Source organism: Sphingomonas sanguinis (assembly GCF_001476905.1).
Taxonomy (GTDB): domain Bacteria; phylum Pseudomonadota; class Alphaproteobacteria; order Sphingomonadales; family Sphingomonadaceae; genus Sphingomonas; species Sphingomonas sanguinis_B.
On the sequence record NZ_LDTE01000039.1, the window covers coordinates 15,140 to 35,035 of the forward strand.

Below are 19,896 nucleotides of genomic sequence, written 5' to 3' on the forward strand. Positions count from 1 at the left end.
CGGATCAGGATAGGGGCGGCAGCGCCCAGTCGATCGGCTCCCGACCATGCTCGACCAAAAAAGCATTAGCCTTGGAAAAGGGCTTCGATCCGAAGAACCCGCCCCGCGCCGAAAGGGGGGAGGGGTGGACCGAGGTCAGGACGCAGTGCCGCCCCGCGCCCATCTCGCGTACGAACCCGGCCTTTTTCTGGGCATAGGCGCCCCACAGGATGAAGACGACCGGCTCGGCCTTGGCGGCCACGGCGCGGATCACGGCGTCGGTGAACCGCTCCCAACCGCGCCCCTGATGCGAGGCGGCCTGACCCATGCGCACGGTCAGCACCGAATTGAGCAAGAGCACCCCCTGCCGCGCCCAATGGTCGAGCAGGCCGTGGCCCGGCGGCGCGATGCCCAGGTCGGTCGCCATCTCCTTGTAGATGTTGACCAGGCTGGGCGGCGGGCGGACGCCGGGCTGGACCGAGAAGGCCAGGCCATGCGCCTGTCCCTCGCCATGATAGGGGTCCTGTCCCAGGATGACGACGCGCACCTGATCGAGCGGCGTCAGGTCGAGCGCGCGAAACCATTCGGACGGGCGCGGAAAGACGCGCTGGCCGCTCTGGCGCTCCTCGGCCAGGAAGGTCTTGAGCGCCTGCATATAGGGCTCGTCGAACTCGGATCGCAGGGGGCCAAGCCAGCTTTGGTGCAAGCGGATATCCGTCATGCCGATTGTCTTGCCGATGGTGGGGATGGCGCGCAACCGGCGGCGACGATATTCGTTATGCAGCCGATACGGTTGCCATGTCGGCGACCGTCCCTTGGAGGAACTGGTTCCATGCAGCGTTCCACGATCGCCCTGGCTCTCATCGCCGCCGCCCTGCCGCTGGCGGCGTGCGGCTCCTCGAGCGAACCCGCCGCCAACAATATGGCCGCCGCCGCGACCACCAACGGCACGGAGATGAGCGCCGACGCGCTGGGTGCCAAGGTGCGCGCGCTGCCCGAGGGTCAGCGGCGCGGCGTGCTGTTCCGCGCGATCCGCGATGCGGGCCCGTCGGGCGCCAGCTGCCAGTCGATCACCGCGATGCAGGAAGCTGCCCCCACCAACGGCAACCCGACCTGGAACGCGGTGTGCGACGACACGACTCAGTGGAGCATCGTGCTGACCGCCGATCAGTCGGCCAGCGTCACCGGTCCGGGCCCGATCACGATCAAGAAGTAAGCGGGCTTGGCCACTCGACCGTCATGGGTGCTGTCGCGCCAGACGGTCGAGTGTCGCCTCGTCCTCCTGTCCGCCGAAGAAGCGGTCGAGCCCGGCGCGGAACGGCGTCGGGTCGTCGGCAACGACGGCGAACAGGGTGAGCGAGGAGCGCAACTTCATCGCATCCACCGCGCCGAATATCGCCTCGGCCGATCCCGGTGCGGCGATGGCGGCGGCCACCGCCTCGTGCAGCCGGGGGCCGAGCAGCGGATGGGCGAGATAGGCCCGTGCCTCCCCGGCGTCCCGGATCGCGTAGAATTGCGCGGCCGGGCTGCGGCCCAGCCCGGCGATCTGCGGAAAGACGAACCACATCCAATGGCTTTCCTTCCGCCCCCGCCGCAGTTCGCCGATAGAGGCGGCATGGCTGAGGCTTTGCGCCTCGACAAAGCGGGTGAGCGCGGCATCATGGGCGGGGGGATGCGTCATGTCCCGGGCAACCGGCCATGACATCGATGCGTTCCGTACCAGAAGAGATTCCTCAGGAGAGAGACATGCGCCGTTTCGCCTTCCTTGCCCCCTTGGCCTTCCTCGCGCTGGCGGCGTGCGGCGGCAAGGACGGGGATACCGACTCGGATGTCGCGCCCGGCAACTTCACCCCGCCCGGCACGGCCAAGCCGACGCCGGTGCCCGGCGTGGCGCAGGTCAATCCGCTGACCGCCTATATCGGCCATTATCCCAGTGACGCGGTCGACGGCGTGACCTTTTTCGACCGTACCGAGGTGGCCAGCGCGCTGCATGAAGCGGTGGGCGATCAGAAGCTGGTCCAGCGTGTCATGTCGCGTGGCGCGGTGACGGTGCCGATCTTCCGCCGGGGCAAAAACGGCCTGGCCGCGCATGGCTGCACCCCGCATGACTGTGCGGACAACAACTGGACGGTCGAATATGACCTGAAATCGGCCAAGGCGCGGGTCTGCTATCACGACCGCGAGACGATGGGCGACCGCAGCCAATGGTATATGGGTGGCGCGCCGGTGACCCAGCCGGGGGAATGCCCGCAAGAGGGGTAACCCCCCAGCGCATGGCGAGAAGGCGCCAGCAGCTCGCAACGAAGCACGCCCCTCCCGCAGGCGGGAGGGGATGGGGGAGGGTAGGCCGCAGGCGACGGTCTCTGTGAGACTCCTTCCCCTCCCCCGACCCCTCCCGCTTGCGGGAGGGGAGAGCAAGGAGCGGCGGCTAATCCGTATGACAGGCGGTCATTCCAGGAAGGGGCGCCGCCCGATACGCCTCTGGGAATTCCTCCCCGGTCGGGTCCTCAGAAGGTGTACGCCAGTCCCAGCGCGCTCAGCCACTGGCTGCGCGAACCGACCTGCGACACGATCGGGCTGTCACCGAAATCATTGACCATCCGGCCATAGGTCAGGCCGCCGACGACCTTCCAGCCCTTTAGCAGGTTGCCGGTGATCGAATAGGTGGCCAGACCGCCGACCGACCAGTCCTTCCACCCGGCGCGCGCATTATAGACGGGCAGGCCGCTCGCCGCGCTCTGGTCCGGCGTGATCGAGAAGTAGCGGCGGGCATAGCCGCGCCCGGCGCGCTCGGCGGTGGCGAACAGGCCGACCGCCGCCTTGGTGGACAGCGGGGTGAAATAGTTGATCGATGGCTGCCAGATGCCGCTGTCGTGCACGCCGGTCACGTCATGGCGGTAGCTGACCGAGACGGACAGCCGGTCATAAGGGCTGGTGACCACGCCGATCTTGCCGATCCCGACATAGCCGCCCAGCTCGACCGCCGCACCGATCCTGCCCAGCGCGGCGACCTGCTTGTTGTCGATGCGCGACGGCGCGGTCCGGTCCAGGTTGACCACGCCGATCGGTCCCGCCTGGATATCCCAGTCGCGATTGGCCTTGTCGCCGATCAGGTCCACCGACACGCGGTTGCCGATATAGGTGATGGTATGCCCGTCGATATAGGCGAGCGCGGCGGGCGCGGGGGAGAAGGAATAGTCCTTCGACCCCTCATAATCCGGCAGATAGGCCGCACCCAGCCCGACGGTAATCGTATTCTTGCCCAGCTGTCCGGCCATTTCGGCGGCGGCGGGGTTGCTGGCGGCCGTGCTGTCCTGCGCAAAGGCGGGGACGGACAGGGATAGCGCGCCCATGGCAATCAGCGGGGCGGAAACGCGCGAAAATGGGCGCAAGACGGAAAACTCCCTGAATCGGTTATCCGAAATGCAACGCGACTGTAACGATTTCGCTCCGGCGAATTGTATCAGAAGATGTACCGCATCTTGATCTGTTGTGTTTCGGCAACAGAATCGAGCGTGAAGCGCGCGGCGGTGAAACGCGGCGGACCGAAGCGGATCGCCGGGTTGCGCGAAAAGCCGAAACCCTCGCGCGGGATGCCCGCCAGCGTATCGAGCTTGGCGTTGCTGTTTTCGTCATGGATGACGGCGGCGGCGTAATTGCCGTGCGGCAGCCCGTCGAGATGGATGCCGCGCTGTCCGGCGGGGACCGAACGGGTCAGCGCGCGGGCGTCATCGACACAGGCGGGAAAATTGTCCGGGTCGGAAGTAAGGCAGAGGCGGATCAGCCCCTTGGTCGACCGCAGCTGGTCAATCCCGATGTCCAGACGGCTGACCGGCGCGGCGCTGATCAGGGGCAGGGCGGCCAGCAGCAGAAGCACGGCGCGCGGCCTGCGCATGGGCCCGGTCGAAGTCGCCAAGGCCGCGGTCGGTGCCGCAGAGGCGATCCCAGAAACGGAAATAGAGTCCATAGTTGCACCCATATTGCTCATGATGCCGTTGGTGATGACTGGCCGTGATGAGCCACCCCCCCAGGTGCCCCCGCCACATGAAACGGGGAAAGATTTCCCAGCCCATATGGTTGGTGACGCCCATAACGGTCATGATCGTCAGGACCAAGCCGAGCGCGCCGATATGGATCGGAATCAGAAAGACGAGTAGCGGAATTACCACAGCGCCGGTCACCGCCTCGATCGGGTGGAACGCCATGGCGGCCCAGGCGGTCGGCGGGCGGCTGGCATGATGAACGGCATGGGCGGCCTTGAACACCGCCGGACGGTGCATCCAGCGATGCGTCCAGTAGAACCAGGTGTCGTGCGCGATCAAGTAGAGCAGGATCGAGACAGGCCAGTACCAGAGCGGATAGGTGTGGAGGTCGGCATAGATCCGCGTCCAGCCGCGATTCTGCCAGCCCCAGGCGACGATCCCCGCCGGCACGCCGTAAATGGCGGCGGAGGCCAAACTCCAGGCGATTTCGCGCCGGATCTGCGGATCGAGGCCGGTATAGAGGTTCGGATGCCGCGCCTTGGTCGCCAGCGCGAAAGCGCCCGAGGCGAGCAGATAGCGGACACCGACGATCAGCGTCATGGCGATGGCGGACAGGATCAGGGCAAGCGTCACGGGAGCCTTGTACCCTATCGGGGACGGGGCTTGAACCGCGAACGTCCTGTGAGCGGCCTTTTGTTCGCGCGGAGACGCGGAGGCGCAGAGAGGTTTGGTTGGGCGTCAGCGTTCGGGCTTCATTGACGATTGCCGATGCCGCACCGTCGAGGAAGAGAGAGGGCCTTTCGGCCGGGGGCTTCCATCCGCGTCTCCCCGCGACCCCCACCTCCGATAGGCAGAATGAAGCACGGGGTTTTTATTCCTCCCCTGCAAGGGGAGGGGGTGTTCGAGCTTTGGTCTGCCCCCGGCAGACCAAGATTGTGCCGGGGGCACAATCTCGCTCGAACACGAAGCTGGTGGAGGGGTGTCACCGTCTCGATAGCGGGACACCCCTCCGTCAGGGCTTCGCCCTGCCACCTCCCCTTGCAGGGGAGGAATAAACTGAGAGCGTCTAGCCTCGGTGGAAAATCCGGATCGTTCGGTCGTGATAGACCCCCTCGACCGGCGCGCCATAGCCCAGCTTCTCCGCAAGCCGGATCGACGCTGCGTTCCCCGGATCGATGATGCAGCAGGTCCGCGTCAGACCCTGCCCGTCCGCCCAGCCGAGAACCGCGCGCATCGCCTCGCCCGCATAGCCCCGGCCATGCGCCGCCGGGATGAGCGTCCAGCCCGTCTCCGGCACCGTCAGTTCCGGCATGATCGCACGCCGCGACTCCAGCAGTCCGATATCCCCCAGCACCGCGCCGGTCGTGCGGTCGCATACCACCCACGCGCCATAGCCGGATGCCGTCCACTGCCCGATCGAGCGGAGCAGCCGAATCCACACCTCTTCGCGGGCGCGGGGCTTGCCGCCGATCATGGCGTAGACGCCGGGATCGGCCCACATCGCCGCCAGTGCGTCGAGATCGTTGGGATGATGGCCGCGCAAGGTCAGCCGCTCGGTGGTCAGGGTCGGGGCGCTCATGGCCCGAGAGCTTAATCCGCCTCGCGGATCACCGCCAGAAACGCTTCGCCATAAGCATCCAGCTTGCGCGCGCCGATCCCCGACAGCAGCGACAGCGCCGCGCGACTGGTCGGCCGCTGCGCCGCCATGTCGCGCAGCACCGAGTCGTGGAAGATGACGTAAGGCGGCACCCCCGCCTCCTGCGCCAGCTCGCGGCGCTTGGTGCGCAGCGCCTCGAACAGTGGATTGTCGGCCGGGTTGGCGGCGACGGGCGCGGCGCGGCGGCCCTTGCGTTCGCGCTTGGGCGGTACGACCAGCGACAGCCGCGCCTCGCCCTTGATCAGCGCACGGGCGGCGGGGCCGAACTCCAGCCCACCATGATGATTGGTGCGCAGCGCGTCACGCAGCAGCAGCGCGCGGTGGACGGGCTTCAGCAGCGCCACCTCGTCGCCCGACACGATGTTCCAGACTGACAGCGCCTCATGTCCGTTCATCAGGCTGCGCTCGCTCGACTGGCCGGTCAGTACCTGCTCGATATAGCCCGCGCCGAACATCTGGCCGGTGCGGAACACGGCCGAGAGAAACTTCTGGGCTACGGTTGTCGCATCGACGGCATCGGGCGACCCGAGGCAATTGTCGCAATTGCCGCAGTCCTCGGTCAGCTCCTCGCCGAAATGGCGCAGCAGGATTCGCCTGCGGCATCCGCCCGTCTCGACCAGCGCGCCCAGCGCCGACAGGCGGGCGCGTTCGCCCGGCTGGCGTTCGGGCTCGACCTCGGCGATGCGCTGGCGCGCGCGGGCGAAGTCGTCGGCACCCCAGAAGAGATGCGCGACCGACGGATCGCCGTCGCGGCCCGCGCGCCCGGTTTCCTGATAATAGGCCTCGATCGACTTGGGCAGCCCGGCATGGGCGACGAAGCGGACGTCCGGCTTGTCGATGCCCATACCGAAGGCGACGGTGGCGCAGATCACCATGTCCTCGCTCGCCACGAAATCGGCCTGGTTCTTCGCGCGCACCGCGGGGTCGAGCCCGGCATGATAGGCGCGCACCGGGCGACCGGTGCGGGCCAGCGCCTCGGCCAGCTTCTCGGTCGCCGCGCGGGTCTGGGCATAGACGATGCCGGGGCCGGGCGTGTCCGCCACCACCCGCGCGATCTGCAGGTTCACATTCGCCTTGGGGCTGATCGCATAGCGGATATTGGGCCGGTCGAAGCCCGAGACGATCATCCCCTCGGTCGGGATACCCAGCTGCTTGGCGATGTCGGCGCGGGTATGCGCATCGGCGGTCGCGGTCAACGCGAGCCGGGGCACCTCCGGAAAGGCGTCCATCAGCGGTTCGAGCAGGCGATAGTCGGGGCGGAAGTCGTGGCCCCATTCGCTGACGCAGTGTGCCTCGTCGATCGCAAACAGGCTGAGCGGCGCGGAGCCCAGCAGCTCGCGAAAATGCCCCGACGACGCGCGCTCGGGCGCGACATACAGCAGGTCGAGCTGGCCGTCGCGGAAGCGCGCCACCGTCTCGGCCCGGTTCTGGTCGACGCTGGTCAGCGTGGCGGCGCGGATACCGACCGCCTCGGCCGCGCGCAGCTGGTCGTGCATCAAGGCGATCAGCGGGCTTACCACGACGCAGCAGCCGTCCATCATCACCGCGGGCAACTGGTAGCAGAGCGACTTGCCGGCCCCCGTCGGCATCACCGCCAGGGTGCGTTGCCGGTTCAACACGCGGTCGACCACCTGTTCCTGCACACCGCGGAACTGGCTGTACCCGAAAACTTCGTGGAGCTTGGCAAGGGGGTCGACGACCATTGCCGTGCATGTAGCGAGCGCAAAGAGCCGGGGAAAGGGGCGCCACCGCTTTCGGCGGGCCGTCGTTCGCCGGGCTTGCATCGTGGCAAAACTCTGACAAATTGTCATCGACCGGCGCAGATCGGGATCATTGGAGAGTAAGTATCATGCGGGTTTTGACCGGACTGCTATCCATTGCCGCCGTCTTGGGCGGGACCGGCGCGATCGGCCGGGAGACCGCCTCTTCTGCTGCCCCCCGGTTGCAGATCGTCGCCGATGTCGACCGTGGTCCCCACCCCCGCCCACCCGCCGAAAGCGCCCGCAGCGTGTATCTGCTGTCTTATTTCAAGGAGCATGTACACGCGCTGCACTTCGCGGTTTCGCGCGACGGCTATAACTTCACTGACATCAACGACGGCAAGCCGGTCCTGCCCAGCACGGGGATCGCCGAGCAGAAGGGAATCCGAGACCCGCACCTGACGCGCGGTCCAGATAACGCCTTCTATCTGGTGATGACCGACCTCCACATCTACGCTCAGGAAGAGGGGCTGCGCACGACCAAGTGGGAGCGGCCGGAAAAGGATTATGGTTGGGGCAACAATCGAAAGATGATCCTGATGAAAAGCCGCGATCTGATCCACTGGACCCATGCCGAGGTGGACATCACGCGCGCTTTCCCTGCGTATCGCAATGCCGGGATCGCTTGGGCACCCGAGACCATCTACGATCCGGTCGCGCGGCGGATGATGGTGTATTTCACCACGCGGCTGGGCAACGGCAAAAACCATCTGGTCTATGCCTATGCCGATCCGGGGTTCCGCAGGCTGACAACCTCGCCCAAGCCGCTGTTCCGCTATCCCAAGACCACGGCCAGTACGGTCGATGCCGACATCACCCGCGTGGGCGACACCTATCGCATGTTCTATGTCACCGACGACAAGCCGGGCAATCTGCGCCAGGCCGTCTCGGAGCGAGTAAATGCCGGCTATGTCTTCGATCCCGCCAAGGTGGATCCGGAGGCAGTGCCGACGGAGGCGCCCACCCTGTGGCGGCGGCACGGCACCGACACCTACGTCCTGATGTACGACGTCTACGGCGCCAGGCCCAACAATATGGGCTTTTCCGAAACCCGCGACTTTCGTACCTTTCGCGACATCGGCCACTTCAACGACCCCGGTTCGCCGATGAAGGCAACCAACTTTACCTCACCAAAGCACGGATCGGTGACGGCGATCACGCCGGAAGAAGCGGACCGGCTGGAGCGGCATTTTGCTGGCGACTAAGGGTGTTTGAGACAATCGTCACGGCCAGATAATGCAAAGATACCAGGAAACATCGGAGCCTTGCGGGGTTTTGACCCTCCATCACCCCCATCCAAAAAGGAGCTGTTCGATGAACACCGACACGATGAATGGTGCAGCCACCGATTTCGGCGGCAAGGTCAAGCAGGGCCTGGGCGCAATGCTGGGCGACAAGACCATGGAGGCTGAAGGCAAGGGCGAGCAGCTGAGCGGCAAGACGCAAAAGGCGTTCGGCGATGCCAAGACCAGCATCGACCAGTCGGTCCGCCCGCTGATCGACCAGGCGCGTCAGTTCGTGAAGGACCGCCCCTTCGCCTCTGCGGCGCTGGGCGGCGTGGTGGGCCTCGCGCTGCTGAACACACTGCGCGGCAAGTAAGCTCGGTCGCGATTTTAGAATGGGGGCGGTGTCGCTGGGCGGCACCGCCCTTTTTCGTGTCCTCCCGGCGGCATGAGGAAAATTGCGGCCTGCCCCGACCAAACATGCTTTGTTGGCCATAATCCGTGTTTCTAAAGTCAGCTCGGGCGATCCGAGCCGGTCTCCCTATCACAGCGCCGCATCGGGGACGGGAGACAGGAATTGTCACGTTTGGGAATCGTGGGTGCTCTGCTGCTGGCAAGCCTGACCGCGGGCATGGCTCCGGGAGAAGTTCACGTTGTGCCCAAGGTCGCGATCCCGAAGCATGAACGTGAGGGCGTATGGCAACCCACCGATGGCGGTGAGCAAATCCCGCTCTGGCCCGCCTCGATCCCGCTCGCCAAGCCGGATAGTGGCGATCGCCCGGAAGCGACGGGAAATGGCACCGGGATGGTTGGCGGTCGCCTGTGGCATTGGGCCAGCTATGTGACGCGCCCGACGATGACCGTCTATCGGCCGCGCGGACGCAAGAGCAGAACGGCCATGCTGGTCTTGCCCGGTGGCGGGTTCGAGGTGGTGGCGACCGATCTGGAAGGCACCGAGATCTGCGGCTGGGCGGTACGACAGGGCATGGTCTGCGCCGTGCTGAAATATCGGGTGCCGCAGATATGGCCGCGTGTCGATGGCAAGCAGTAACGACCCAGGACACTGTTGGCGTTGGAGGACGCCCAGCGCGCGATGGGGCTGCTTCGCGAGAACGCTGCGGCGTACGGAATCGACCCGCACCGGATCGGCGTGATCGGCTTTTCGGCCGGTGCCTATCTGGCCGCAAATATGAGCAACACGGACGATCGCACCTATCCGGCGGCGGACCCGGCGGACCGGCAGCCCTCGCGCCCCGATTTTGCGATCATCGCCTATACCGCCCGGATGCTGGACGACAGCAAGGGGCGCAACAGTCTGGAGCTGCAACCCTGGGTGACGATCAGTCCCAAGGCGCCGCCGACCCTCATCATCCATGCGATGAACGATCCGATGGACAAGATTCGCCAGCCGCTGGCTTATGCGCTGGCGCTGAGCGATGCGGGTGTGCCGGTCGATTTGAGGCTTTATGCCAAGGGCGGTCATGCCTTCGGCCTGCGCCCGACCGCCGATCCGATCACACGGGAATGGCCCGATCAGGCCCGGCAATGGCTGCACGATATCGGCATGTTGTAAGCCTGAACGGATGGGCCAGGGCCAACCCCGCTTGCCCCGCTCCGTCCCATGGCCTAGCGCTGGCGGCATGAAGCGATTGGCCATTTACTGCGGGTCGGCGACCCCCTCCGACCCCCAATATATCGAAACCGCCCGGGCCGTCGGGCGCGGGCTGGCGGAGCGGGGAATCGGTGTCGTCTATGGCGGCGGGCGGCTGGGCTTGATGGGTGCGGTGGCGGATGCGGCGCTGGCAGCCGGGGGCGAGGTGATCGGCATCATCCCGCAGGCGCTGGTCGATGCCGAGGTCGCGCATCGCGGCCTGACCGAACTCCATGTCGTGCCGGGCATGCATGAGCGCAAAAAGGCGTTTACCGACCTGTCGGACGGCTTCATCACCATCGCGGGCGGCACCGGCACCATGGACGAGCTTTGGGAAGCGCTCAGCTGGGCGCAGCTCGGCTATCATGCCGATCCGGTCGGGCTGCTCAACACGGGCGGCTATTACGACCATCTCGTCGCCTTCTGGGAGAAGATGGGCGAGGTCGGCTTCCTGCGGCCGCAGCACCGCGACCTGCTGATCGTCGACACCACGCTCGACGGCCTTCTCGCGCGGATGGGGGCGCATGTGCCAACCCAGCCGATCGTGCGGATGAACGCGGGCGATCTGTGAGCGACACCGCCGCCCCGACCGAGCGCGAGGCACTGGTCGCGGCGGCACGGGCATCGATCGCCAAGGGCTCGAAGAGCTTCGCGGCGGCGAGCCTGCTGTTCGACCCCGAAACGCGCGAGCGGGCCTGGCTTCTCTATGCTTGGTGCCGCCGTTGTGACGATATCGCCGATGGCCAGGATCATGGCCATGGGATGACCCGCGTCGCCGATGCGCCTGCACGTCTGGCCGAGCTGACCGCAAAGACCGAAGCGGCGCTGGCGGGGCAGGTGGTCGGCGACCCGGCGTTCGACGCGCTGCGGGTGGTCGTCGCCGAGACGGGGATGCCGCATCGCTGGCCCCGCGACCTGATGGCGGGCTTTGCGCTCGATGCCCAGGACTGGCGGCCCGAGACCGAGGACGATCTCTACCGCTATTGCTATCATGTGGCGGGTGTCGTCGGCTGCATGATGGCGGTGATGATGGGCGTCGCGCCGGATGACGAGGCGACGCTCGACCGGGCATGCGATCTGGGCATGGCGTTTCAGCTGGCGAATATCGCGCGCGACATTGCCGAGGATGCGGAGGCGGGGCGGCATTACCTGCCCCGGGCGTGGCTCGATTATAAGAGCATCGCGCCCGACGCGATCATGGCACCGTCGCACCGGCCGGGCCTGAGTGCGCTGGCGCGGCGGCTGACCGACCGGGCGGCGGCGTTCGAGGCCAGTGCGCGCATGGGGACGCCCGCCTTATCCTATCGCTCGGCTTGGGCCGTCCTGTCGGCGGCGGCGATATATGGCGCGATCGGCCGCAAGGTTGCCCAGCGCGGGCGGCGGGCCTGGGACAGCCGCGTGGGGACGAGCAAGCTTGAGAAACTGGGCTTCATGACGCGCGCCAGTGTCCAGGCAGCACGGCGGGGAAAGATGAGGATCGAGCCCCGCGATACGACCCTATGGACTCGGCCGCGCTAAAACGAACAAGCGTTATCCGCGCGTCAGTTTACGCTCTGCCTTTGCCATTTGTGCGCCCATGCGGCGGCAGTCGGCACCGATGACGGGATAGGGCACATCCGTGTTGGCGGCGATGCGGTTGGGCAGGTCGGCACGACACTGTGCCATGGTCGCGTACCGCGCGGGGACCATCCGGGCCTCGGTGCAATCCACGCTGCCGTCGCCGCAGCCCAGGATCGCCATCACATAGAAAATCGGTTCCATCTAACCGCCTCCAGTTGCTGGTAAAACACCAAGGTGCGGTGAGTGGTTCCCGGTGTCGGACGAGAGGGCGACGACAAACCGCACAGGCTGTGGCCGATCCCGCCATTGAACTCCGGCACGGATCGTCCGACATGGAGGCGACATGCCTCCCATCGATCCCACCGCCGGTACGTCCGACCGGCCGCTGCTGCCGACGCTCCGGCGTTTCCTGCCCTATCTCTGGCCCGCCGGGGAGCCGATGCTCCGCCTACGGATCGTCGGGGCGATGGCGCTGGTCATCCTGTCCAAGCTCGTCCAGGTGCTCGGCGCGGCCTATACGTTCAAATATGCTGTCGACCGGATGGCGGGGGGAGACCGGAGCGCGGTGACGCTCGTCATCCTGCTGGTCGTCGGCTATGCGGGCGCGCGGTTTGCGACCACCCTGTTCGACAATCTGCGCAATGCGGTCTTCGAGATGGTCGGGCAGGATGCGACGCGGCGGCTGTCGGCCGATGTGTTCCGCCATCTCCACCGCCTGTCGCTGCGCTTCCATCTGGAGAGGCGGACCGGCGCGGTCACCAAGGTGGTCGAGCGGGGGACCAAGAGCATCGACACGATGCTGTATTTCCTCCTCTTCAACATCGCGCCGACGGTGCTGGAGCTGGGGCTGGTGCTCGCCATTTTCGGGCGCAGCTTCGGACCCGTTTTGGTCGTCACGACGATGGCGATGGTGGTCCTCTACATCTGGTTCACCCGCAAGGTGACCGACTGGCGCAACGCGCTGCGCACCCAGATGAACGATCTCGACACCGGCGCGGTGGCGCATGCGGTCGACTCGCTCCTGAATTTCGAGACGGTCAAATATTTCAACGCCGAGGAGCGCGAGGCGCGGCGGTATGAGAATGGCGTCGCCGCCTATGCGCGCGCCGCCACCAAGTCGGAAAACTCGCTGGCGTGGCTGAACGTCGGGCAGGCGGCGATCACCAGCCTGATGCTGGGCTTTGCCATGGCCTGGGTCGTGCGCGAATGGAGTCGCGGGGCGGCGTCGGCGGGTGACGTCGTGCTGGTGTCGACCCTGTTGTCGCAGCTGTTCCGGCCGCTCGACCTGCTCGGCATGGTCTATCGCACCATTCGTCAGGGGGTGATCGACATGGGGGCGATGTTCGACCTGATCGACACCCCCGCCGAGGTGGTCGACGCGCCGGGCGCCCCGCCGCTGCGCGTGACGGGCGGGCATGTCCGGTTCGACCATGTCGTCTTCGGCTATGACCCGGAGCGGACGATCCTGAAGGGGCTGAGCCTCGACATTCCGGCGGGCACGACTTGCGCGGTGGTGGGCCCGTCGGGGGCGGGCAAGTCGACGCTCGCGCGGCTGCTCTACCGCTTCTATGAGGCGAAGGAGGGCGCGATCACCATCGACGGTCAGGCGATCGACACGGTGACGCAGGATAGCTTGCGCGCGGCGATCGGAATCGTGCCGCAGGACACGGTGCTCTTCAACGAGACGATCGGCTACAACATCGCCTATGGCCGCGAGGGTGCCGACCAAGCCGAGGTCGAGCGCGCGGCGAAGGGGGCGGCCATCGCCGACTTCATCGAGCGCCAGCCCCAGGGCTATGCGACCCGTGTCGGCGAACGCGGGCTGAAGCTGTCGGGTGGCGAGAAGCAGCGGGTTGCCATCGCGCGCACCCTGCTGAAGAACCCGCCGATCCTGATCCTGGACGAGGCGACCAGCGCGCTCGACAGCCGGACCGAAGCGGACATCCTGGCGACGCTGCAGGCGATCGAGCGTGGGCGTACCACGCTGGTCATCGCCCACCGGCTGTCGACGATCGTCCATGCCGACCAGATCGTCGTCCTCGACGGTGGCCAGGTGGCGGAACGCGGCACGCATGGCGAGCTGCTGGCGAAGGACGGGCTATACGCGGAAATGTGGGCGCGCCAGGCCGCCGAGGTGGAAGAGGCGGACGAGGACGCGGTGCTGGCCTGATCCTCCCCGCCTGCGGGGAGGGGGACCACCCGCAGGGTGGTGGAGGGGGATCGCCTCATGGGGTGGCCTAGGCGGCACGCCCCCTCCGTCAGCGCTTGCGCGCTGCCACCTCCCCGTGCCGGGGAGGATGTTACCGACAGCTCAACCGCACCTGCCTGGCGGGCTTGTCGAACACGATCGACGAACAGCGGTTGAGCAGGTCCGCACCGATCGCCAGTCGGTCGCGGTTGATGTCGTGCTTGCCCTTGCCGGTTACGACGACCTCATTGGGATCGGCATGCTGGTCGGCATCGGCGATGGTCTCGGTGCTGCCATGATCGACCGTGCGCACGCCCAGCGTCGCGATGGTCAGCGGCCCGACCGAGAAGGGCGTGGAAAGGGTCATGGTGCGGATGGGGCGCTGGACGCCGAACGCGATCTCGGTCGGGCTGGTCGCCCCGGACAGCGTGCCACCATAGGCCCGCGCCAGCCGCACCGCCGCGCCCGCATTGGCGAGGGTTCGCGGGTGGTGGGGATCGAAGCGGACGCGCATCGGCTGACCCTCGACCATGATGATCGCGAAACGTTCGGCCCAGCCGCCGAACAGGTCGCCCTGGTCCACCATCGGGAATGCGGTGACCCGTTCGCCCGCAACCGCGTCGCGCAGGCGGAAGCGGACGATAGGGTCGGGCAGACTGCCGGGACCGAACACGCCCGCAAAGCCCTCGACATAGGGCTTTTCGGTAAAGCCGATCCGCTGTTTGGCGGGCTTGGCGTCGCCGAACGCGACGCGCGCCACGGCGGTTCTCCCGGCGATCATCGCTTTGGGTCCAAAACCCATCGCGAAGCCGAACATGCCTGGCTTCATGCTGGCGGCTTCGGCGAATTCCTTGGTGATGATCGGCATCGCGGGCACGCCCGGATCAATCCGTACCGAGCGTGCGACGCCGTTGATCGTGACCATTTCCCGTCCATCCGGGGGGATGACGCGCTCCGAGGGTGGCGAAGCCGCTGCGGTCAACAGAAGTGCGATTACAGGGAATGTGAATTTTGGAAAGTCAATGGCCACGAACATTTTCTCCCATAATGTTGCGTATGTGCAACATTGCTGGAGATCGTGGCGCAAAAAAGGCCGGATCGGGCGGACCGCTATTTTGCGATATGGGCGTCGATAAAGTCCGCCACCGCCGTCACCACGCCGGGCGCGATCGGCAGGTTGGGGTCGGCATAGGTGGCGAGATTCGCGCCCCGGCTGTCGCGCTCGACCGTCTTCAGCACATGGTTGACCCCGGGCAGCAGGACCAGCGTTGCCCGAGGCTGTCCGGCCTTCAGCGTCCGGGCATCCTCGACCGTGACCTGAAGGTCCGCCTCGCCCTGCACGATCAGCATCGGCTTCGTGACCGCCGCCGCCAGCTTGGCCGGGTCCTTGGCATAGGCGTTGATGAGGAAGGGCTGGACCGGATCGGCGAAGATCATCGGCAGCGGCGGGGTCAGGCTGGCGGCGGGGACGGTATGGCCGGCCTCCAGCGCGTCGATGGCGCGGTCGGCATCGGCCAGTAGCGGGGCGTTGGCCGGATTGGCGTGGAACTGCGCCCGCATCACCGCGCCCAGCGGGCGGCCGGGGGCGGAGACGGCGATGACGCCGCACAGCCCCTCTGCCCGCGCGGCGGCGGCGGTCAGTGCGACCACGCCGCCCTCGCTATGTCCCAGCACCCAGACGCAGCGCGCGCCGGTCTTTGCACGGATCGCGGCGATCCAGGCGCGGGTGTCGGCGGCATAATCGTCGATCGTCACCTGGTTGGCGTCGGGGACCGCTCCGGCGCTGGCGAACATGCCGCGCTTGTCGATGCGCACGCTGGCGATGCCCTTGGCCGCCAGCCCTTCGGCCAGCAGGCGCAGCGAGGCGGCCTTGAGGCCCCTCGGACTGTTGCCGTCGCGGTCGGTCGGGCCCGATCCGGGGATCATCAGTACCACCGGCACCTTGGCACCTTCGGGGCCTGCCCAACTGCCTTTCAGCGCCCCCTGCGGTCCGGGGGCGGAGATGTCTCGGTCGGCCATCGGTGTGGCGGCGGCAAGCAGGGCAGCGAAGAATGCGGTCAACGACATGGCAATCCCCCATCAGGACCGGACATCAGCGCGGACGCGTCACCCGCCAGCGGAAATAGGAGAACAGGACCGGCGTCAGCGCGGCGGATAGAAGCGCGGTGGTGACGATCCCGGCGCGATCCTCGGCATCGATCGGCAGCAGCGCGACGATCGCGATCGCGAGTCCCGTGCCTGCGAACAGCCAGCCGCCGAACCGATGGGTCGCGATCCAGTTGTCGGTGTCCATGATCGCCCAGGGCGTGCGGATGCCGACGAAGAAGCCCGGCCGCGACTTGGGGAGGGTGTTGCCGATCGCGATCAGGAACAGCCCCAGCCCGACCAGCATCAGGCTGCCCGGCGGCGTCCAGCCAAAGGCGGGGCCCGCCACCATCGCTTCGATCCCGATGAACAGCGCCAGGCACCCGGCCCAGACGGTACGAAGCAGCGGGGCGCTACCCTCCAGATTCCGTTGCAGCGGCTCGATCCGGGGCAGCGCCGCCAGGATCGCCGAGACGCCGATGGTCATCACGACCGGCAGGAACAGCGCATAGCCCGCCTCGGCGAAGCGGTCCGCCTGTCCGGCGGCGTTCCAGTGGGTCGGCAACATCGTGCCCGGCGGCAATCGGGACAGCGCGATGGCGGAGACCAGTGCCATGCCGCCCGCCACCAAGGCGGATGCGACGATCAGCGGGCGGAACGACATGCCGAATCCTCCTGATTGTCCTCGCCGACGCCCAGCCGGGTCATGAACCCCATGACCACCTGTTCGAGCACCGACAGGTTGAGCGTGTAGGTGATGGTCGTGCCCTGCTGCTCGGCCTGGATCAGCCCGGCGGCCTTCAGCTTGGCGAAATGCGCGGACATGGTGGGGCGAGAGACGTCGAACGCGTCTGCGATGACGCCCGCCGACAAGCCGCCGCCCCGCAGCATCTCGAGGATGCGGCGGCGGGTGGGATGGGCAAGAGCCTCGAACACCGGGTCCATGACCGGTGTTTAGCATAAACGCTAATTAGCGGAAAGGCTAAATACATCCTCCCCGGCACGGGGAGGTGGCAGCGCGAAGCGCTGACGGAGGGGGGCTTCTCCGAGGGACAACCCATGCGGCCGTCCCCTCCACCATGCTTCGCATGGTCCCCCTCCCCGTGCCGGGGAGGGGGGGGGTTATTTCCGCTCCAGCATCAGCGCTGCGGTCGCCTTGGCGCTGCCGACCACGCCGGGAATGCCCGCACCCGGATGCGTGCCCGCGCCGACGAAATACAGGTTCGGGATCGAATCGTCGCGGTTATGGACCCGGAAATAGGCGCTCTGGGTCAGGATCGGCTCCAGCGAGAAGGCCGAGCCCATATGCGCGTTCAGATCGGTCGCGAAGTCGGCCGGGGCATAATGGAATTTGGTTACGATCCGGTCGTGAATATCGGGAATCAGGCGGCGGCCGACCTCGTCCAGGATGCGCTTTTCCAGGATCGGCCCGACCTCGTCCCAGTTCATCGGGAACTTGCCCATGTGCGGCACCGGGGCCAGCGCATAGAAGGTCGAATGCCCCTCGGGCGCCAAGCTGGGATCGGTGACGGTCGGGTGGTGGAGGTAGAGCGAGAAATCCTCCGACAGCACGCCGGTGTCGTAGATATCGGTCAGCAGGCCCTTATAGCGCGGGCCGAACAGGATCATGTGGTGCGGGATGCCCGGCCACGCGCCCTTGATCCCGAAATGGACGACGAACAGCGACGGCGAGTAGCGCTTGCGCTCCAGCCGGTTGACCGTGCGCCGCGCCGAGCGGTTGTCGGACAGCAGGTCGCGATAGCTGTGCATGATGTCGGCATTGGTCGCGACCGCATCGGCCTGGATGGTCAGGCCGCTCTTGGTCACCACGCCGGTCGCACGGTCGCCCAGCGTCTCGATCCGTGTCACCGGATCGCTTAAGCGGATGACGCCGCCGATCCGCTCGAACTGCGCGACCATGCCCGCGACCAGCCGATTGGTGCCGCCACGCGCGAACCAGACGCCGCCGTCGCGCTCCAGCTTGTGGATCAGCGCATAGATGGCGCTGGTCGTCATCGGATTGCCGCCGACGAGCAGCGTGTGGAAGGACAAGGCCTCGCGCAGCTTTTCCGACTTCACGAACTTCGACACCATGGCATAGACCGAGTTCCACGCCTGGTACTTCGCCAGCGCGGGCGCGGCCTTCACCATCGAGGCGAAGTCGAGAAACGCGACATGGCCGAGCTTCTCATAGCCTTCGTGATAGACGCCCGCCGCATAGTCCAGGAACTTGCCATAGCCCGCGATATCGTCGGGGTTCAGCTTGGCGATCTCGGCGCGCAGCTGGGTGTCGTCGTTGCTGTAATCGAAATTGGTGCCGTCGATCCAGTTGAGCCGATAGAAGGGGCTGACGGGATCGAGCTTCACATCCTCGGACATCGAGCGGCCGGTCAGCGCCCAGAGCTCCTCCAGGCACGCCGGATCGGTGATGACGGTGGGCCCGGCATCGAAGGTGAAGCCATCGCGCTCCCAGTAATAGGCGCGCCCGCCCGGCCTGTCGCGGGCCTCGACGATGGTCGTCTGCACGCCCGCCGATTGCAGGCGGATGGCCAGCGCCAGCCCGCCGAAACCCGATCCGATGACGACCGCGCTCTTCATACCCGGCCCCCCGACTGGCTTCGCAGCGCGGCGATGGCGCGCAGGATCGGCACCGGCGGCCGTCCGGTCAGAACTCGTGCCTTGTCGGCCATGGTCGATTGCCCCGCATAGAAACGCCCGATCAGGTCGGGCGGAAGACGATAGAAACGCTCCAGAACGCGGTATCGCTCATCCGGCTCCGCGGCCTTGAACAACATCGTGTCGAGCATACGGTAAAAGCCGCGCGCGTCCCAGGCGGCCCGCGCCATGCGATAGGTTGCGTCGTGCAGGTCGGCCCCGGCAAAGTCACGCCGATCGGCCAGCATCGCCGCCATGCGGATCGCATCGGGCAGCGAATAGCCGGTGGTCGGGTGGAACAGCCCGGCGCGCATTCCGGCCTTGGGCGTCCTGGCCCCGCCGCTGCGCCAATAGCCGTCGAAATCGCCGCCCATCGCGACCGGCAGCACGCCCGCCTCCTCGCGCACCACCTCGGCCCCTACCCAGTCGCGGCTGTCGGCATAGCGCTCGATCCGCTGGACGATGGCGCGACGGTTCAGCTCGGCGGAGGTGGAGTAATAGGTGTCCTCGACGAAGATCCGGTCCTCGGCGAAGGGCAGGGTGTAGACGAAGCGATAGCCGTCCAGTTGCTTGACGGTGGCGTCCATCACCACCGGCCGCTCGACGCCGTGCGGGCGAGTCAATTTCAACTCCTGCCCGACGAATTTCTGCCATCCGCAGGACAGCGAGGACAGGTCGCCCGCGCCGCGCGCGTCGATCACGCCCGTCGCCTCCACCCGGTCGCCATCGGCGAAGACGGCGGCGGTGGCGGATACCGCCAGCACCTTGCGGCCCAGGATCAACGCCTCCGGCGGCAGGGCGCGGCGGACCTGGGTGTCGAGCCGGTGGCTCTCGATCGAATAATAGGTCTGGTTCAGCGTGCGCGAATGGGCGGGAAAGGCGACGTCATACCCGCGCCAGGCATGGGCGACGAGCCGCTCGACGATCCAGCGGTCACGCTTGGCGACGTCGCTGCCGAAAAAGGACCAGAGGTGGTTGCCGCCGATCGTCTCGCCCGCATCGACCAGTCGCACGTCGAGCGACGGATGCCGGGCCTTCAGGGCCAGCGCGATCAGTCCACCGGCCAGCCCGGCGCCAATGATCGCGACATCACAAGAGATTTTGGCAGCCATCCGCGCACCGCTACCGGAAAGCGGGGCCAAGGCAAAGGGCCAC

General features: G+C 66.8%; 23 protein-coding genes. 9 read left to right on the forward strand and 14 right to left on the reverse strand.

Features of this window, described 5'->3' with window-relative positions:
• Window positions 1-4: 4 nt before the first annotated feature.
• Window positions 5-700 (reverse strand): uracil-DNA glycosylase, encoded by a 696-nt coding sequence (ung, locus tag SB4_RS07155; protein ID WP_058752048.1) that lies wholly within the window; start codon window positions 698-700, stop codon window positions 5-7.
• A gap of 111 nt (window positions 701-811) precedes the next feature.
• Here ung and SB4_RS07160 point away from each other — a divergent pair, with 111 nt between their 5' ends.
• Window positions 812-1,195, forward strand: coding sequence for a hypothetical protein (locus SB4_RS07160; RefSeq protein WP_058752020.1), 384 nt, complete (start codon window positions 812-814; stop codon window positions 1,193-1,195).
• Window positions 1,196-1,216: 21 nt separating this feature from the next.
• Here the strand turns inward: SB4_RS07160 and SB4_RS07165 are convergent, their stop codons facing one another.
• Entirely contained in the window at window positions 1,217-1,660 is a 444-nt protein-coding gene (locus SB4_RS07165; protein ID WP_058752021.1) for a DUF1810 domain-containing protein, read from the reverse strand.
• Window positions 1,661-1,725: 65 nt separating this feature from the next.
• Between SB4_RS07165 and SB4_RS07170 the strand changes: the two genes are divergently transcribed.
• Window positions 1,726-2,241 (forward strand): hypothetical protein, encoded by a 516-nt coding sequence (locus tag SB4_RS07170; protein ID WP_058752022.1) that lies wholly within the window; start codon window positions 1,726-1,728, stop codon window positions 2,239-2,241.
• Between the two features lie 245 nt (window positions 2,242-2,486).
• On the opposite strand, the gene SB4_RS07175 is transcribed toward SB4_RS07170, so the two are convergent.
• The 5 genes from SB4_RS07175 to recQ all read right to left on the reverse strand — a co-directional run bounded on the left by SB4_RS07175 (window position 2,487) and on the right by recQ (window position 7,322).
• Complete coding sequence (locus tag SB4_RS07175; RefSeq protein ID WP_241488519.1) at window positions 2,487-3,371, reverse strand: MipA/OmpV family protein; 885 nt, start codon at window positions 3,369-3,371, stop codon at window positions 2,487-2,489.
• 71 nt (window positions 3,372-3,442) lie between these two features.
• Window positions 3,443-3,856: a DUF2141 domain-containing protein gene (locus SB4_RS07180; protein ID WP_338108134.1), complete on the reverse strand. Its 414-nt coding sequence runs from the start codon at window positions 3,854-3,856 to the stop codon at window positions 3,443-3,445.
• A complete protein-coding gene (locus SB4_RS07185; RefSeq protein ID WP_058752049.1) occupies window positions 3,786-4,562 on the reverse strand; it encodes a sterol desaturase family protein in 777 nt (258 codons plus the stop codon). Before SB4_RS07185 ends, SB4_RS07180 begins: the two co-directional genes overlap by 71 nt.
• Before the next feature lie 466 nt (window positions 4,563-5,028).
• A complete protein-coding gene (locus SB4_RS07190; RefSeq protein WP_058752023.1) occupies window positions 5,029-5,541 on the reverse strand; it encodes a GNAT family N-acetyltransferase in 513 nt (170 codons plus the stop codon).
• A gap of 11 nt (window positions 5,542-5,552) precedes the next feature.
• Window positions 5,553-7,322: a DNA helicase RecQ gene (gene recQ, locus SB4_RS07195; RefSeq protein ID WP_058752024.1), complete on the reverse strand. Its 1,770-nt coding sequence runs from the start codon at window positions 7,320-7,322 to the stop codon at window positions 5,553-5,555.
• A gap of 146 nt (window positions 7,323-7,468) precedes the next feature.
• Here recQ and SB4_RS07200 point away from each other — a divergent pair, with 146 nt between their 5' ends.
• The 6 genes from SB4_RS07200 (at window position 7,469) to SB4_RS07220 (ending at window position 11,771) form a co-directional block, all read left to right on the forward strand.
• Window positions 7,469-8,584 carry a glycoside hydrolase family 43 protein gene (locus SB4_RS07200; RefSeq protein ID WP_058752025.1) on the forward strand — a complete coding sequence of 372 codons (1,116 nt, stop codon included), beginning with the start codon at window positions 7,469-7,471 and terminating at the stop codon, window positions 8,582-8,584.
• Window positions 8,585-8,693: 109 nt separating this feature from the next.
• Window positions 8,694-8,978 carry a CsbD family protein gene (locus SB4_RS07205; RefSeq protein WP_058752026.1) on the forward strand — a complete coding sequence of 95 codons (285 nt, stop codon included), beginning with the start codon at window positions 8,694-8,696 and terminating at the stop codon, window positions 8,976-8,978.
• Window positions 8,979-9,179: 201 nt separating this feature from the next.
• Window positions 9,180-9,653, forward strand: coding sequence for an alpha/beta hydrolase family protein (locus SB4_RS20340; protein WP_241488520.1), 474 nt, complete (start codon window positions 9,180-9,182; stop codon window positions 9,651-9,653).
• A gap of 15 nt (window positions 9,654-9,668) precedes the next feature.
• Window positions 9,669-10,175 carry an alpha/beta hydrolase gene (locus SB4_RS20345; protein WP_241488521.1) on the forward strand — a complete coding sequence of 169 codons (507 nt, stop codon included), beginning with the start codon at window positions 9,669-9,671 and terminating at the stop codon, window positions 10,173-10,175.
• 67 nt (window positions 10,176-10,242) lie between these two features.
• Window positions 10,243-10,824 carry an LOG family protein gene (locus tag SB4_RS07215; protein WP_058752027.1) on the forward strand — a complete coding sequence of 194 codons (582 nt, stop codon included), beginning with the start codon at window positions 10,243-10,245 and terminating at the stop codon, window positions 10,822-10,824.
• Window positions 10,821-11,771 (forward strand): phytoene/squalene synthase family protein, encoded by a 951-nt coding sequence (locus tag SB4_RS07220; protein ID WP_058752028.1) that lies wholly within the window; start codon window positions 10,821-10,823, stop codon window positions 11,769-11,771. Before SB4_RS07215 ends, SB4_RS07220 begins: the two co-directional genes overlap by 4 nt.
• Window positions 11,772-11,783: 12 nt before the next feature.
• Here the strand turns inward: SB4_RS07220 and SB4_RS07225 are convergent, their stop codons facing one another.
• Window positions 11,784-12,014: a hypothetical protein gene (locus tag SB4_RS07225; RefSeq protein WP_058752029.1), complete on the reverse strand. Its 231-nt coding sequence runs from the start codon at window positions 12,012-12,014 to the stop codon at window positions 11,784-11,786.
• 142 nt (window positions 12,015-12,156) lie between these two features.
• Here SB4_RS07225 and SB4_RS07230 point away from each other — a divergent pair, with 142 nt between their 5' ends.
• Complete coding sequence (locus SB4_RS07230; protein ID WP_058752030.1) at window positions 12,157-13,983, forward strand: ABCB family ABC transporter ATP-binding protein/permease; 1,827 nt, start codon at window positions 12,157-12,159, stop codon at window positions 13,981-13,983.
• Between the two features lie 130 nt (window positions 13,984-14,113).
• Here the strand turns inward: SB4_RS07230 and SB4_RS07235 are convergent, their stop codons facing one another.
• The 6 genes from SB4_RS07235 to crtY all read right to left on the reverse strand — a co-directional run bounded on the left by SB4_RS07235 (window position 14,114) and on the right by crtY (window position 19,853).
• Window positions 14,114-14,926 (reverse strand): hypothetical protein, encoded by an 813-nt coding sequence (locus SB4_RS07235; protein ID WP_058752031.1) that lies wholly within the window; start codon window positions 14,924-14,926, stop codon window positions 14,114-14,116.
• Window positions 14,927-15,111: 185 nt separating this feature from the next.
• A complete protein-coding gene (locus tag SB4_RS07240) occupies window positions 15,112-16,068 on the reverse strand; it encodes an alpha/beta hydrolase (RefSeq protein ID WP_058752032.1) in 957 nt (318 codons plus the stop codon).
• A gap of 25 nt (window positions 16,069-16,093) precedes the next feature.
• Window positions 16,094-16,750: an SdpI family protein gene (locus SB4_RS07245; protein ID WP_058752033.1), complete on the reverse strand. Its 657-nt coding sequence runs from the start codon at window positions 16,748-16,750 to the stop codon at window positions 16,094-16,096.
• Window positions 16,732-17,031, reverse strand: coding sequence for an ArsR/SmtB family transcription factor (locus SB4_RS07250; protein ID WP_058717816.1), 300 nt, complete (start codon window positions 17,029-17,031; stop codon window positions 16,732-16,734). The genes SB4_RS07245 and SB4_RS07250 overlap by 19 nt, the downstream gene beginning before the upstream one ends.
• A 177-nt stretch (window positions 17,032-17,208) precedes the next feature.
• Window positions 17,209-18,684 carry a phytoene desaturase gene (locus tag SB4_RS07255; RefSeq protein ID WP_058752034.1) on the reverse strand — a complete coding sequence of 492 codons (1,476 nt, stop codon included), beginning with the start codon at window positions 18,682-18,684 and terminating at the stop codon, window positions 17,209-17,211.
• On the reverse strand, window positions 18,681-19,853 hold the full coding sequence (gene crtY, locus SB4_RS07260) for a lycopene beta-cyclase CrtY (protein ID WP_058752035.1): 1,173 nt from the start codon (window positions 19,851-19,853) through the stop codon (window positions 18,681-18,683). The genes SB4_RS07255 and crtY overlap by 4 nt, the downstream gene beginning before the upstream one ends.
• Between the last annotated feature and the right edge of the window lie 43 nt (window positions 19,854-19,896).